We start from the raw sequence: 12077 nt of genomic DNA on the forward strand, positions 1-12077 counted from the left end.
TTGGAGGTGATATGGCGACGACAAGCGCAACGGCCAAGCGCGTGAATGAATTCACGTACGAATGGGAGGGCAAGGACCGCAATGGCAAGCTGGTACGAGGAGAAATCCGCGCCGGCGGCGAAGCCATGGTCAGCGCCACCCTGCGCCGTCAAGGCATTCTGGTTAACAAGGTCAAGAAGCGCCGCATCAGCGGCGGCAAGTCCATCACGCAAAAAGACATCGCCGTCTTCACCCGCCAATTGGCCACCATGATGCGGGCCGGCGTGCCCTTGCTGCAGTCTTTTGAGATCGTCGGCCGCGGCAGCACCAACCCGCGCCTCACCCGCTTGCTGAACGACATCCGCCAGGACGTGGAGACCGGCACCAGCTTGTCCACCTCGCTGCGCAAGCACCCCATGTATTTCGACGCGCTCTACTGCAATCTGGTCGAAGCGGGCGAGGCTGCCGGTATTCTGGAGTCGCTGCTGGATCGCTTGGCCATCTACCAGGAGAAGACGGTTGCCATCAAGAACAAGATCAAGTCCGCCCTTACCTACCCGGTGGGCGTGCTGGTCGTGGCCTTTGTGGTGGTGGCGGTGATCATGATTTTTGTGGTGCCCGCCTTCGAGGACGTGTTCAAGTCCTTCGGCGCCGAACTGCCCGCGCCCACCTTGATGGTGATCGCCATGTCCAAGTTCTTTGTGGGTTACTGGTTCATCATCTTCCCCAGCATCTTCTTGTCCATCTACTTCTTCTTCCAGAGCTGGAAGCGCTCGGTCAAGATGCAGCACACCATGGACCGCCTCTTGCTGAAGGTGCCCATCTTTGGCGATCTGCTCTACAAGTCGGCCGTGGCACGCTGGACCCGCACCCTGTCCACCATGTTTGCGGCCGGTGTGCCCCTGGTCGAAGCCCTGGACTCGGTGGGCGGCGCCTCCGGCAATGCGGTGTTCGCCGAGGCGACCGAAAAGATCCAGCGCGATGTGTCCACCGGCACGGCCCTGACCACCTCCATGACCTCAACCGGCATCTTCCCCACCATGGTCTTGCAGATGGCTGCCATCGGTGAGGAGTCGGGCTCCCTGGACCATATGCTGTCCAAGTCCGCCGAGTTCTACGAGGACGAGGTCGACGAGGCCGTCAAGGCCTTGTCCAGCCTGATGGAGCCTTTCATCATCGTCATTCTGGGCACCATCATCGGCGGCATCGTGGTCGCCATGTATCTGCCCATCTTCAAGCTGGGCCAAGTGGTTTAAGCCACGAGAATTTATGTCTTCTGCGGAATTTGAGTTTCTTCTCTCGCCCTATGTGCTGGGCGTCTTGGGCCTGTGCGTGGGCAGCTTTCTGAATGTGGTGGTGCACCGCCTACCCCTGATGATGGAACGCCAGTGGCTGCAGGATGCGGCCCACACCTTGGGTGACGGCGAGGCCTTGGGCCGCGTGGCCCAAGTCCCCAAGGCCGAGGCCGACAAGCTCGCGGCTTCGGCCACCGGCTTGGCGGACAAGCTGGAAAAGCTGCCAAAGCTGGGCATCGCCCTGCCCCGCTCGCGCTGCCCGTCCTGCGGCCATGTGCTGGCTTGGCATGAGAACCTGCCCCTGCTGGGCTGGCTGCGCCTGGGCGGCAAATGCGCCGCCTGCAAGGCCCCTATTTCCAAGCGCTACCCGCTGATTGAGTTGGCCACCGGCCTGATGTTTGCGGCCCTGTCTTGGCATTTCGGCCCACAGCCCACAACCTTGCTCTGGTGTGGCTTTGCCGCCGCCTTGCTGGCCCTGGCCGCCATCGACTGGGACACCACCCTCTTGCCCGACGCCATCAACCAGCCCTTGCTCTGGGCCGGCCTCGCCGCCTCCTTGCTGGGCTTCACCCTGCCGCTAACGGCTTCGCTCACCGGCGCACTAGTGGGCTATCTCTCGCTCTGGAGCATTTACTGGCTGTTCAAGCTCGTGACCGGCAAAGAGGGCATGGGCTATGGCGACTTCAAGCTGCTGGCCGCCCTGGGCGCCTGGCTGGGTTGGCAGATGATTTTGCCCATCGTGCTGGGCGCCTCCCTGATAGGCGCCATCGTGGGCATCGCCATGAAGATGAACTCCCAGCTGCGCGAAGGCCGTTACGTGCCCTTCGGCCCCTTTCTGGCGGGTGGTGGCTTCGTCGTGCTCTTCGCCGGGCCTGAGCGGGTGCTGGGCTGGCTGGGCTGGGCCTAAGCCGCAAGCATGACTGTCTTGAAAATCGGCCTGACCGGCGGCATTGGCAGCGGCAAAAGCACGGTGGGCCGCTGCTGGGCCGAATTGGGTGCAACCCTGATCGACACCGATGCGATCGCCCGCAGCCTGACCTTGCCCCAGGGTGCGGCCATGCCGGCCATCGTGCAAGAGTTCGGCCCACTGGCAGTGGACGAGCAGGGGGCACTGAATCGCGCCTGGATGCGCGAACAGGCCTTTGCCGACCCCGCAGTCAAACGGCGGCTGGAAGCCATACTCCACCCCCTGATTGGCGCGCTGACGCAAGAGCAAGCTGCCGCGTCCAGCGCCGATGTGATCGTCTTCGACGTGCCGCTGTTGGTCGAATCAGGACGCTGGCGCCAGCGGGTCGACAAGGTGCTGGTGGTGGACTGCGAGGAGCAAACCCAGATCGAGCGCGTCATCGCCCGCAATGGCTGGAGCCGTGAGACCGTGCTTGCCGTGCTGGGCCAGCAGGCCACACGCAGCCAGCGCCGCGCCTGCGCCGACGCGCTGCTTTACAACGAGGCCATCACACCCGAGGAGTTGAAAAGGCAAGTCCTGACCCTCGCCCGGCATTGGACTTGAAGGATTTCGCTGCAAATCTAGCCGCCATTGAAGCGAGCAGGCGCTCTGGCTGTGAAACAATCAGGCCACATCGCGCAGCGCCCCGGCAGACAGCAGGCCCTCAGGACGCAGCGCTTGGCCTCAATGCTGACCGACAGGAATGACCGCCTTGGTCCTATACGAATATCCCTTCAACGAGAGCATCCGCACGATGCTGCGACTGGAGCATCTGTTCGACCGACTGGGTCAGCTGATGGAGCGCGAGACGCCGCTCGACCACCACTTCGCCTTGGTGACGATTTTCGAGATCATGGATGTGGCCTCGCGCGCCGATCTGAAGTCCGACCTGCTCAAGGAGCTGGAGCGGCACAAGACTCAGCTCGGTAGCTACCGTGGCAAGCCGGGTGTCTCGGACGAAGCGCTGGACGAAGTCATCCATCGCATCGACCATGCCTTTGACGGCCTCAACAAGCTCTCGGGCAAGGCCGGCCACGCCCTCACCGCCAATGAGTGGCTGATGAGCATACGCAGCCGCATCAGCATCCCCGGCGGCACCTGCGAGTTCGATCTGCCGGCCTACTACACCTGGCAGCAATTCCTGCCGGTGCGCCGCCGCAAAGACCTGATGCAATGGACCGAGAGCCTGATGCCGCTGGCCGAGGCCTTGCAAGTGCTTTTGGGCCTGCTGCGTGACTCCGGTGCGCCGCACAAGGTGGCCGCGACGAACGGCCAGTTCCAACAAAGCCTGCCGGCCGGCCGGGTCTTCCAACTCCTGCGCATGCGCATCGACCCCAGCCTGGGGCTGATCCCCGAGATCAGCGGCCACCGCCTGATGGTGTCCATACGCCTGATGCGGCAGGACGAAGACGGGCGGCTCAAGCCGGCCCAGCAAGACGCCGGCTTCGAGCTGACGCTCTGCGCCTAATCAATCAAAGCCTTTCCAGACCCCGATGAGCACAAGCCGTATCGTGCGCTGCCCCACCTGCGGTGGTGACAGCATCTTCGCCCCCAGCAATCAGTGGCGGCCGTTCTGCAGCCAGCGCTGCCGCCAGATCGATCTGGGCGCCTGGGCCAGCGAGAGCTTTCGCGTCGAGACCACGCCACCGCTGGAAGACCTGGACCCCGACGCCTTGCCGCCAGACCTGCGGCAGTAATCAGCCCAAGATAGTGGCCAGCTGACGCCGCGCCTCAGCGGCATCACTGAACAAAATCGCCTGCCAGCCCAAGGCCTTGGCGGCCTCGATATTGGCCGGGTGATCGTCCAAGAAAACACAGCTCTGCGGCGTGACGCCGAACTGCGCAGTGGCCAGTTCAAACACCGCCGCCGAGGGCTTGGACTGCTTGACCCGGCCCGAGAACACGCCGTCCTCGAACCATTCGCGCAAGGGGAAACTCTGCTCCAGATGCTCGGCATAGGGCTCGGGCATATTCGACAAGAAAAAGAGTCGGTGCCCCGCTTGCTTGAGTTCCTGGATCAGGGCCACCGTCTCAGGCAAAACCTGCAACTCATCCGGCACTGCCGCCACCACCTGGGCCACTTCTTCAAGCGGCCAGCCGGTACGTTGGGCAATGCGGGCCGTCACCGTGGGCGCATCGATCAAGCCTTGATCAAACGCGCCCCAGTCGCCGCCATAGGCTGTGAAGAACTCAGCCGCCACGGCCGCGCCCTCGGCCGCATCGCGCACCCGATGCGGCCAGACACGGGCGAGGAAGCTGGGCGGATGCCAGCGAAACAGCACGCCGCCAAAGTCAAAAACAATGCTCTTTTTCATTGGATTTTTTGAAGCAAGCCGGCGGTCGAGCCGTCCAGCCCGCCGGCATCGCCATTGCTCAGGCGCGGCAGCAGCTTGTTGCACAAGGCCTTGCCCAGCTCCACACCCCATTGGTCAAAGCTGTTGATGCCCCAGAGCGCACCGCTGACAAACACACGATGCTCGTAAAGCGCGATCAAGGCGCCCAGGGAGCGTGGGCTCAACTCGTCCAGCAAGAGGGTCGTGCTGGGGCGATTGCCAGGGAAGCTGCGATGACGGGCCAGCACCTCGGACGCCAAGGTCTTGGAGGCCGTCGGTGCCTGCTCGCCCAGGGCTTCCTCATAGGACTTGCCCTGCATCAGGGCCTGGGACTGCGCCAGGCAGTTGGCCAGCAATTTCAAATGCTGATCGGCCAGGCTGCGGGCCAGATCGCCCTGCACATGGGCCCCGAAATTGGGCTTCTTGACGGCGATGAATTCCACCGGGATCACATCCGTGCCCTGGTGCAACATCTGGAAGTAAGCATGCTGGCCGTTGGTACCCGCCTCACCCCATACCACAGGGCTGGTGGCATAGGGCAAGACCTGACCCTGCAGGTCAACACCCTTGCCATTGCTCTCCATCTCCAGTTGCTGCAGATAGGCCGGCAGGCGCTTCAGCCCTTGGTGATACGGCGCCACGCTGCGGCTGCTGAAGCCGTGGAAATTGCGATACCAAATATCCAGCAAGCCCAGCAGCACCGGTGCATTGCGCTCCAGCGGCGTGTGAGCGAAATGCTCGTCCATGGCATGGGCCCCGGCCAACAGGCTGCGGAAGTTGTCGGCCCCAATGGCAATAGCAATCGGCAGGCCGATCACCGACCACAGCGAGTAGCGCCCGCCCACCCAGTCCCAAAAGCCAAACGTGGTCTGGATGCCGAAGGCCGCCGCCGCCGCGGTATTGCTGCTGGTGGCGACAAAGTGACGCGCCACATCGGCTTCAGACTTTCCTGCGGCCAGGAACCAGGCCTTGGCCGACTGCGCATTGGCCAGGGTTTCTTGCGTGGTGAAGGTCTTGGAGGCAATCACGAACAGCGTCGTGGACGCCTTCAAATCCCGCAGCACACCGGCCAAATCATGGCCGTCCACATTGGAGACAAAGTGCAGCTTCAGCCCCGGCTGGGTGTAGGACTGCAAAGCCCCCACCACCATGGCCGGGCCCAGATCGCTGCCGCCAATGCCGATGTGGACCACATCGGTGATCCCGCTGCGGGCCGTGTCGCGCACGCTTTCGGCATAAGCCAGCATGGCGGCCAGCGAGGCTTGCACCTCCGCGCTGAACAGGCCCGCGCCCGCCGGGGCGCGCAAGGCCGTGTGCAGCACGGCGCGATCCTCGGTCAGATTGACCGGCGCGCCGGCCAGCAAGGCCTCGCGTTGTGATTCCAGCCCGCAGTCACGGGCCAGTTGCAAGAGCAAGTCCAGCGTGGCGGTGTCGATGCGGTTTTTGGACAAGTCCACAAACAGCTCCGGCGCAGCGATGCTCCAGTGGCCGAAGCGATCGGCCTCCGCTGCGAAGGCCTGCCGCACATCAAAGTCGCGGCCGCTGGCATTGAAATGCGCTTGCAACAGTGCCCAAGCTGGGCTTTGATCACAACGCGAAATCCCCATAGTCCTTAACTCGCAATCATCTGATCCAGTTTGGCCGAGTCGATGGCAAACAGGCGGATACCTTCGGCCAGCTTTTCGGTGGCCATGGCATCCTGGTTGAGGGCAAAGCGGAAGCCCGCTTCGTCGAAAGAAACATGCGCAATCTCGGCCTTGGCCGCGGCCTCGGCGTCCAGGGCGCGCGGCAGGGCGGCGTCCAGAGCTTGAAGCTGGCTGAGCAGATCGGGGCTGATGGTCAGCAGATCGCAACCCGCCAGGGCTTGAATCTGACCCACATTGCGGAAGCTCGCACCCATGACCTCGGTCTTGATGCCGTGCTTTTTGTAGTAGTTGTAGATCTGGGTGACCGACTTGACGCCCGGGTCATTGGCACCCGACTGAGCGACCTCATCCCATGCCGAGCCGGCGCTCTTTTTGTACCAGTCGTAGATACGGCCAACAAAGGGCGAGATCAGCTGGATGCCCGCCTCACCGCAGGCCACGGCCTGGCAGAAGGAGAACAGCAGGGTCAGATTGCAGTGGATGCCTTCGCACTCCAGCTCGGCGGCGGCTTGAATGCCTTCCCAGGTGGAAGCGATCTTGATCAGCACCCGCTCGCGGCCCACGCCGGCGGCCTCGTACAAGGCCATGATGCGGCGGGCGCGCGCCACGGTGGCGGCCTTGTCAAAGCTCAGGCGCGCATCGACCTCGGTGGACACGCGGCCGGGCACGACCTTGAGGATCTCCAAGCCAAAGCGCACCAGCACTTGATCCACGATCTCATCCAGCGGCTTGGCCTTATGGGCGGCCACCGTGTCCTTCAACAGTGGCGCGTAATCAGGCGACTGCACGGCCTTGAGGATCAGCGAGGGGTTGGTGGTGGCATCGCGCGGCGCGAACTGAGCCAGTTGCAGGAAGTTACCGGTGTCGGCGACCACGGTGGTGAGGGATTTGAGTTGGTCGAGTTGGTTCATGGCAGGCGCGATGACAAAAGAGAGAAAACGGAGGAAAAGGGCAAACCCGTATTAGAACCGTTTCCCTGCGCTGGCTTGGCGGCGGTGCAAGCAGAGCCAGACGACGGAGGGGCGGCGGGTTACAGCTCTGCTTGTCAAAAATCTCCCATGAACTTGCGGCGGATGAGGCCTCGGATTGACCGATTCAAGAAACTCCGGCATCATAATTCCAGAAACTTTGTTACATCGCAAACTCATTTTGCTTCACCCCGTCTGCCGCGGCAGACACCCGTACACCTTCTATCAAGGCCTAGCTCAATGTCTTTTGATCTCGTTTTCTTCGGCGGCACCGGCGATCTCACCTGGAGAAAGCTGATGCCCGCGCTGTTCCAGGCCTTCCGCCACGGCAAGTTGCCCGCTGGCGGCCGCATCCTGGCCGTGGCCCGCGACGAGATGACGGACCAGGCCTATCGCGAATGGCTGAAGGCCCGCTTCCAGGAAGTGGACGGCAGCAAGCGTCCCAATGAGGAAGAGTTTGAGAAGTTCGCCGACCTGCTGCATTACCGCCGCATGGACTTGTCGCAGCCCGAGCATTACCAGCGTCTGAAGGACTGGCTGGGCGAACGGGCGGCCGATACCGTGGTGCTTTACCTGGCCACCAGCCCGCATCTGTTCACCCAGATCTGCCAGCAGCTGGGTGCGGCCGGCCTGAACCACGAGCGCATCCGCGTCGTGCTGGAGAAGCCCCTGGGCCATGACCTGGCCAGCGCCCAAGAGATCAACCAAGTCGTGCGCTCGGTGTTCAAGGAAGAGCAAGCCTTCCGCATCGACCACTATCTGGGCAAGCCTTCGGTACAGAATCTGATGGCCTTGCGCTTTGGCAATGCCTTGTTCGAACCCCTTTGGCGGCGTGAAAGCATCGCCAATATCCAGATCACCCTGGCCGAGCGCCTGGGCGTGGGCACCCGCGGCGGTTTCTACGACGGCACAGGCGCCCTGCGCGACATGATTCAGAACCATGCCTTGCAGCTGCTCACCATGATTGCCATGGAGCCGCCCTCCAGCAACGATGCCGACGCCATCCGCGACGAAAAGCTCAAGGTGCTGCGCTCACTGAAGCCCTTTACCGCCGAGAGCGTGAGCCGCGACGTGGTGCGCGGTCAGTACCGGGCCGGCTCCATCGAAGGCCAGGCCGTGCCCGGCTATCTGGACGAGGCCAAGGTGCCGGCCGACAGCCATTGCGAAACCTTTGTGGCTCTGCGCACCGAGGTGCAGAACTGGCGCTGGGCGGGTGTGCCCTTCTATCTGCGCACCGGCAAGCGCCTGGCGGAGCGGGACGCGCAAATCGTCATCAACTTCCGCCCCGTGCCCCACCCCATCTTCCCCGGCACCAACCAGGCCAACCGCTTGGTGATCAAGCTGCAACCCGAGGACGGGCTGGAACTGCAATTGCTGGCGGCCAAGGGCGGAGCCCACGGCGAGGCGCTAACGCCGGTGTCCCTGGACCTGGACTTCGACAAAGCCTTTGCCGCCAACCGCGTCGGTGCTTACGAGCGCCTGCTGCTGGATGCCATCGCCGGCCGCTTGAACCTCTTTGTGCGTAGCGACGAACAAGAGCAGGCCTGGCGCTGGGTGGAGCCGATTTTGCACGCCTGGGCAGAGGACGACGCAGGCCCACGGCCCTATACCGCCGGCTCCTGGGGCCCGGCCGCTGCCAGCGCCCTGGTGGCGCGTGATGGCTTTGCCTGGGGTGAAGAGGAGTGAGCATCCTGGAGCGCGTGAAGGCCGCTCTGCCGGCCCTGCCGCCGGCCGAGCAGCGCGTGGCCAAGCTCTTGCTGAACGATGCGCGCGGCTTCGCCAATCTGCCGGTCAGCGAGCTGGCCGACCGGGCCCATGTCTCCAAGCCCACGGTGGTGCGCTTTTGCCGCAGCGTGGGCTATGACGGCCTGGCCGACTTCAAGCGCAAGCTGGCCGGCAGCGTCAACGAAGGCGTGCCCTTTGTGCACCGCGCGGTGGATGAGGATGAGAAGCCGGGCGACCTGATCGTCAAGGTGGTGGACAACGCGGTGGCCGCCCTGCTGCACTACCGCAACGACGCCGCCAGCCATGCGTTTGAGCGCGCTATCAACGCCCTGGCCGAGAGCGCGCGCAACAACCGCCGCATCGAGTTTTATGGCGTGGGTAACTCGGGCATCGTGGCGCAGGACGCGCAGCACAAGTTTTTCCGCCTGGGCATCAACACCGCCGCCTGCAGCGACGGCCATGTGCAATTGATGAGCGCCACCATGTTGCAGGCGGGCGATTGCGCCGTCGTCATCAGCAACTCCGGTCGCAGCCGCGACCTGCTGGACGCCGCCGAGATCGCACGCAAAAAGGGGGCGACCATCATCATCATCACCGCCAGCGGCTCGCCCCTGGCGGCCTTGGGCCAAAGCCAGGGTCAGATCTTGCTGGCGGTGGACCACCCGGAAGACTACGACCGCTACAGCCCCATGGTCTCGCGGCTTTTGCATCTGATCGCGGTCGATATTTTGACCACGGGCGTGGCCCTGCGTCTGGGGCAGACGCTGAGGCCCATGCTGCAGGAGATCAAACGCAATCTGCGCAGCAAGCGTTACGCGAACTGATCGTGTCGGGCGGCTTGCAGGCCGCCCGCAGGGTTCAGGCCGGCAGCAACTCCGGCCACAGCAACTCGGCCACGCCGTAGACCCGGGCCAGCTCTTGCAGCTTGGCCGGCACCTCGTGCAGCTGCAGCTGCACGCCCTCCTGGGCGCATAGACGGGCCGCGCTGATCAAAAGCGTCAGCACGCCGGAATCAAAGTCTTGCAGATCCGCCGCGCTGATGCGCAGCTGCGCACCGGCGGCGCTGCGCACCTGCGCGGCCTCGGCCCGCAGACTGGCTTGCAGGGCCGTCCACAGCGTGGGCAGCTGCTCTAAGCGAACGGAGGCAGGCAGTTTGAGCATGGGCATGCAGCGCTGGCTCAGGCCTTGCCGTTACCGGCTGCGGCCTTCTGATTCTTGTCGGCCAAGGTCTTGATCAGGCCGTCGATGCCATTGGCACCGATCTCTTGCGCAAAGCTGTTGCGGTACTGATCGGCCAGCCAGATGCCCAGCACATTGACGTCATAAATCTTCCACAGGCCGGAAGACTTTTCCAGGCGGTAGTCCAGCTGGATCGGGTCACCCTTGCCGCGGATCTCTGTCTTCACCACCACCTCGGTGTCATCTGCGCTGGCACGCAGGGGCTTGAGCGCGATGGTCTGATCCTTCACCTGGGTCAGCGCGCCGGCATAGGTACGCACCAGCAAGGTCTTGAACTCTTCCTGCAGGCGCTGCTGCTGGGCGGGCGTGGCCTGGCGCCAGAAGCGGCCCACGGCCGAGGAGGTCATGCGCTGGAAGTTCACATGGGGCATGACCTTGGTGTCGACCAGGTTGATGATTTTTTGAATATCACCGGCCTGAATGGCTTTGTCGGACTTGACCGCATCCAGGGTCTCCAGCGAGAGCTGGCGGATCAGTTGATCCGGTGCGGCATTGGCGTCCGCCGCCTGTGCCGGCAGGGCCGCAGCCCAGATCAGGCCAGCGGCCAGGGTGGCGGAGAAGAATCCGCGCTTCAACAGGTCTCGTTTGCTTGCATTCATTGCTGTCTGCTCTTTCATTCTTCAATCGTTCGGTCGGAAGGCCTTAGCTAGAACGCCGCAGGCCTTGCTTGGGTTCACAAGAATTCGCTCAGAACTCAGGGACCGGCTTGGGGATTCTCTGCAGGCGGCTTCTCCGGCGTCAGCACTTCGTACTCGTCGTCATCGCTGAAGCTGCCGCGACGCTGCAGATAGGCATCGCGGTAGAAGGTGTATTTGTCCAGAGCAATGCCTTCCAGCATCTGGCTGGCACGCAGGAAGTTGGAGCGCGCATTGATGGTTTGCAAGCTGTAAATCGCCACCTTGGCCGAGCCCTCCTTGAACACCAGCGAGGGCGAAGCGGCATAGTCCCAGGGCAAGGCCAGGCTGTCTCGCACCGAGGAGGGGCCGAAGATCGGCCAGACGATGTAGGCGCCGGTACCCAGGCCCCAGCGGCCAAAGGTCTTGCCCAGGTCTTCACTCTTCTTCTCGAGACCCACCTCGGTGGAGACATCGATCAGGCCGCCAAAACCCAACACGGTATTGACCGCAAAGCGCATGCCCTGTTCCACCCCTGCCTTCAAGCGCCCTTGCAAGAACAGATTGACGGTGGACCAAGCATCGTTGACGTTGCCAAAAAAGTTGTCGATGGACAGACGGACGGGCGCGGGCACGATGTCTCGATAAGCCGTGGCCACCGGCACCAGCACATGCTCGTCAATCGCATCGTTGAAGCTGAAGACCTTGCGGTTCCAAGACTCCCAAGGGTCCAATTTCTGGCCCGGCGCGCCGGGGCCACGCAGATTGGCGCAAGCACTGAGCATCAAGGCCATGCACAGCAGCACGAAGGCGCGTAGGACAGGGGCGAGGCCTGCCCTCATGGCTTGGCTCCGCCAGCTGACGACCCGCTATCGGCCGCCTTGTTGTAGAGGAACTGGCCGATCAGGTTCTCCAGCACCACGGCGGACTGGGTCTGCTTGATGCTGTCGCCGGCCACCAGATTCTTCTCGTCGGCACCGGGCTCCAGGCCAATGTACTGCTCGCCCAGTAGGCCGGCCGTCAGGATCTTGGCCGAGCTGTCCTTGGGGAAGGCCATCTTCTTCTGCAGGTTCAGCGTGACCTTGGCCTGAAAGCTTTTGTCATCGAAATTGATGGACTCCACCCGGCCGATGACCACACCCGCGCTCTTCACCGCGGCATTGGCCTTGAGACCGCCGATATTGTCGAACTTGGCCGTCACCTGGTAGGTTTCGTCAAAGTTCAGGCTCAGCAGATTGCCGGCCTTGAGGGCCAGGAACAGCAAGGCGGCGCCGCCCAAGAGGACAAAAAAACCGACCGCCGCATCATGTCGAGAGGCTTGCATGCCGTACT

The 12077-nt window shown here is 63.1% G+C and carries 14 protein-coding genes; 7 read left to right on the plus strand and 7 right to left on the minus strand.

The window, feature by feature from the left end:
• Positions 1 to 11: 11 nt before the first annotated feature.
• The 5 genes from DBR47_RS05195 to DBR47_RS05215 all read left to right on the plus strand — a co-directional run bounded on the left by DBR47_RS05195 (position 12) and on the right by DBR47_RS05215 (position 3917).
• Positions 12 to 1235: a type II secretion system F family protein gene (locus DBR47_RS05195; RefSeq protein ID WP_124447606.1), complete on the plus strand. Its 1224-nt coding sequence runs from the start codon at positions 12 to 14 to the stop codon at positions 1233 to 1235.
• Between the two features lie 13 nt (positions 1236 to 1248).
• Positions 1249 to 2181 carry an A24 family peptidase gene (locus tag DBR47_RS05200; protein WP_124447608.1) on the plus strand — a complete coding sequence of 311 codons (933 nt, stop codon included), beginning with the start codon at positions 1249 to 1251 and terminating at the stop codon, positions 2179 to 2181.
• A 9-nt stretch (positions 2182 to 2190) separates the two neighbouring features.
• A complete protein-coding gene (gene coaE / locus DBR47_RS05205) occupies positions 2191 to 2784 on the plus strand; it encodes a dephospho-CoA kinase (protein WP_124447610.1) in 594 nt (197 codons plus the stop codon).
• Between the two features lie 148 nt (positions 2785 to 2932).
• The gene (zapD, locus tag DBR47_RS05210; RefSeq protein WP_124447612.1) at positions 2933 to 3688 is read left to right on the plus strand and encodes a cell division protein ZapD; all 756 of its coding nucleotides are present in this window, start codon (positions 2933 to 2935) and stop codon (positions 3686 to 3688) included.
• Positions 3689 to 3713: 25 nt separating this feature from the next.
• Entirely contained in the window at positions 3714 to 3917 is a 204-nt protein-coding gene (locus DBR47_RS05215; protein WP_124447614.1) for a DNA gyrase inhibitor YacG, read from the plus strand.
• On the opposite strand, the gene DBR47_RS05220 is transcribed toward DBR47_RS05215, so the two are convergent.
• Genes DBR47_RS05220 through tal form a run of 3 tightly spaced genes read right to left on the minus strand, consistent with a single transcriptional unit; the run spans position 3918 to position 7110 of the window.
• On the minus strand, positions 3918 to 4535 hold the full coding sequence (locus DBR47_RS05220) for an HAD family hydrolase (protein WP_124447616.1): 618 nt from the start codon (positions 4533 to 4535) through the stop codon (positions 3918 to 3920).
• The gene (gene pgi, locus DBR47_RS05225; protein ID WP_124447618.1) at positions 4532 to 6160 is read right to left on the minus strand and encodes a glucose-6-phosphate isomerase; all 1629 of its coding nucleotides are present in this window, start codon (positions 6158 to 6160) and stop codon (positions 4532 to 4534) included. Before pgi ends, DBR47_RS05220 begins: the two co-directional genes overlap by 4 nt.
• Before the next feature lie 5 nt (positions 6161 to 6165).
• Positions 6166 to 7110 (minus strand): transaldolase, encoded by a 945-nt coding sequence (gene tal / locus DBR47_RS05230; RefSeq protein ID WP_124447620.1) that lies wholly within the window; start codon positions 7108 to 7110, stop codon positions 6166 to 6168.
• A gap of 297 nt (positions 7111 to 7407) precedes the next feature.
• On the opposite strand from tal, the gene zwf reads away from it, so the two are divergent.
• Positions 7408 to 8853: a glucose-6-phosphate dehydrogenase gene (zwf, locus tag DBR47_RS05235; RefSeq protein ID WP_124447622.1), complete on the plus strand. Its 1446-nt coding sequence runs from the start codon at positions 7408 to 7410 to the stop codon at positions 8851 to 8853.
• A gap of 2 nt (positions 8854 to 8855) precedes the next feature.
• Complete coding sequence (locus DBR47_RS05240) at positions 8856 to 9716, plus strand: MurR/RpiR family transcriptional regulator (RefSeq protein WP_124447745.1); 861 nt, start codon at positions 8856 to 8858, stop codon at positions 9714 to 9716.
• A 34-nt stretch (positions 9717 to 9750) separates the two neighbouring features.
• Here the strand turns inward: DBR47_RS05240 and DBR47_RS05245 are convergent, their stop codons facing one another.
• The 4 genes from DBR47_RS05245 to mlaD all read right to left on the minus strand — a co-directional run bounded on the left by DBR47_RS05245 (position 9751) and on the right by mlaD (position 12069).
• A complete protein-coding gene (locus DBR47_RS05245) occupies positions 9751 to 10053 on the minus strand; it encodes a lipid asymmetry maintenance protein MlaB (protein ID WP_197046878.1) in 303 nt (100 codons plus the stop codon).
• A gap of 17 nt (positions 10054 to 10070) precedes the next feature.
• A complete protein-coding gene (locus tag DBR47_RS05250; protein WP_231512132.1) occupies positions 10071 to 10730 on the minus strand; it encodes a phospholipid-binding protein MlaC in 660 nt (219 codons plus the stop codon).
• Between the two features lie 95 nt (positions 10731 to 10825).
• Complete coding sequence (locus tag DBR47_RS05255; protein ID WP_124447628.1) at positions 10826 to 11587, minus strand: VacJ family lipoprotein; 762 nt, start codon at positions 11585 to 11587, stop codon at positions 10826 to 10828.
• Complete coding sequence (mlaD, locus tag DBR47_RS05260; RefSeq protein ID WP_124447630.1) at positions 11584 to 12069, minus strand: outer membrane lipid asymmetry maintenance protein MlaD; 486 nt, start codon at positions 12067 to 12069, stop codon at positions 11584 to 11586. The genes DBR47_RS05255 and mlaD overlap by 4 nt, the downstream gene beginning before the upstream one ends.
• Between the last annotated feature and the right edge of the window lie 8 nt (positions 12070 to 12077).

The sequence above is a fragment of the Paucibacter sp. KBW04 genome, from assembly GCF_003852425.1.
GTDB lineage: Bacteria > Pseudomonadota > Gammaproteobacteria > Burkholderiales > Burkholderiaceae_C > Paucibacter_A.

Coding starts and splice junctions, on each gene's coding strand:
- DBR47_RS05195 (WP_124447606.1), top strand. CDS start 12: ATGGCGACGACAAGCGCAACGGCCAAGCGCGTGAATGAATTCACGTAC.
- DBR47_RS05200 (WP_124447608.1), top strand. CDS start 1,249: ATGTCTTCTGCGGAATTTGAGTTTCTTCTCTCGCCCTATGTGCTGGGC.
- coaE (WP_124447610.1), top strand. CDS start 2,191: ATGACTGTCTTGAAAATCGGCCTGACCGGCGGCATTGGCAGCGGCAAA.
- DBR47_RS05215 (WP_124447614.1), top strand. CDS start 3,714: ATGAGCACAAGCCGTATCGTGCGCTGCCCCACCTGCGGTGGTGACAGC.
- DBR47_RS05220 (WP_124447616.1), bottom strand. CDS start 4,535: ATGAAAAAGAGCATTGTTTTTGACTTTGGCGGCGTGCTGTTTCGCTGG.
- pgi (WP_124447618.1), bottom strand. CDS start 6,160: ATGGGGATTTCGCGTTGTGATCAAAGCCCAGCTTGGGCACTGTTGCAA.
- tal (WP_124447620.1), bottom strand. CDS start 7,110: ATGAACCAACTCGACCAACTCAAATCCCTCACCACCGTGGTCGCCGAC.
- zwf (WP_124447622.1), top strand. CDS start 7,408: ATGTCTTTTGATCTCGTTTTCTTCGGCGGCACCGGCGATCTCACCTGG.
- DBR47_RS05245 (WP_197046878.1), bottom strand. CDS start 10,053: ATGCTCAAACTGCCTGCCTCCGTTCGCTTAGAGCAGCTGCCCACGCTG.
- DBR47_RS05250 (WP_231512132.1), bottom strand. CDS start 10,730: ATGAATGCAAGCAAACGAGACCTGTTGAAGCGCGGATTCTTCTCCGCC.
- DBR47_RS05255 (WP_124447628.1), bottom strand. CDS start 11,587: ATGAGGGCAGGCCTCGCCCCTGTCCTACGCGCCTTCGTGCTGCTGTGC.
- mlaD (WP_124447630.1), bottom strand. CDS start 12,069: ATGCAAGCCTCTCGACATGATGCGGCGGTCGGTTTTTTTGTCCTCTTG.